This is a genomic window from Candidatus Zixiibacteriota bacterium (assembly GCA_040752815.1).
In the GTDB taxonomy this organism is placed as follows: domain Bacteria; phylum Zixibacteria; class MSB-5A5; order GN15; family FEB-12; genus JAGGTI01.
The window spans coordinates 1-1,090 of the sequence record JBFMGC010000133.1; the positions used below are offsets into that span (position 1 = coordinate 1).

Genomic DNA, 1,090 nt, shown 5'->3' on the forward strand with positions numbered 1-1,090 from the left:
ATTTGACTCATCTACTCGCTCTGCCGTCAAAATCGGTCGAGCCGATCCGCAACGGCATCACGCCATGACATGCCTAGTTGGCACCAACGCACAAGGCACAGCTAAAGTCCGGACACTTCGGTGCAGGACCACTCTTATACAGGTAGCTGATGGTGTAGGTCACGTCAAGAATGTTAACCGAGCAGTTACCGTTAGCATCAGCTTCAGCCGGACACGGAGGCGGCGGGCCGCTCTTGTAGAGGTAACTGATCGTGAAAGTCACGTCAAGAATGTTAACCGAACCGTTGTTGTTCGAATCTCCTGGCTTGTTGCAGCAGCACGGAGGCGCTGTCACTTCCGGCCAGGTGAAGATATCGGGACGAGCCGCGATCCAGGCGCGGGCCTTGTCGATATTGCTCAACAGGGTCGCTTCGCCGGTATTCGAGGTCGACAATATCTTGACGAACACCATGGTGTCTTTCGGGGCAAATGTCCTCTGCGTGAAGACCGAAACCATGTGCAGATCCTGATAGAGAGAATCTTCCATGGTCTCATCGGTCGACGCCCAGACCAAATAACCGGTGGTATTGGTCATCATGTTATACAGTTCCTGAGGGACAAAACCGCCGGTCGGATAAACGAAGTCGGCGTTCATTTCGGTCCACATAGCGCGAGGAACGGTATAACGATCGCCGGTTTCACTATAATGCGGCAGCTTGAAGCCGGCGTAGAATGAGAAACCGCCGAAGCGCTGATCGGCCAGAACGCAGTCGTTGTTCTCGATACTGTCAACATCATACTCGGCACCGTACATATACATCAGATTACGAGTAGCGTCGAAATCGGAACCGTTTTCACTGCCGGAGTCCGAAGGAATATCCCAGTCAACCGCATCACCGAAGAACATATTGGTATAAGTCTTGGTCGAGTTGTTGACAAAGCGCTGCTTCAAAACGATGAAGCTGCAGCTGTCGGGATCGGTCGGTGCAAAGTATTCGGATTCCATGACGATGTTGGAGTCCTTCGACAGATAATGTCCCGAATAACCGTATTGATAATCGGGATAAGTTGTCGAATCGGCAAACGCACCTTCAATCGGGCGGAAACCGTC

The 1,090-nt window shown here is 52.1% G+C and carries 1 protein-coding gene; it reads right to left on the minus strand.

The features are described 5' to 3' along the window. Positions 1-73: 73 nt before the first annotated feature. On the minus strand, positions 74-1,090 hold a 1,017-nt coding region (locus tag AB1772_13510; protein MEW5797357.1), incomplete at its 5' end, for a dockerin type I domain-containing protein.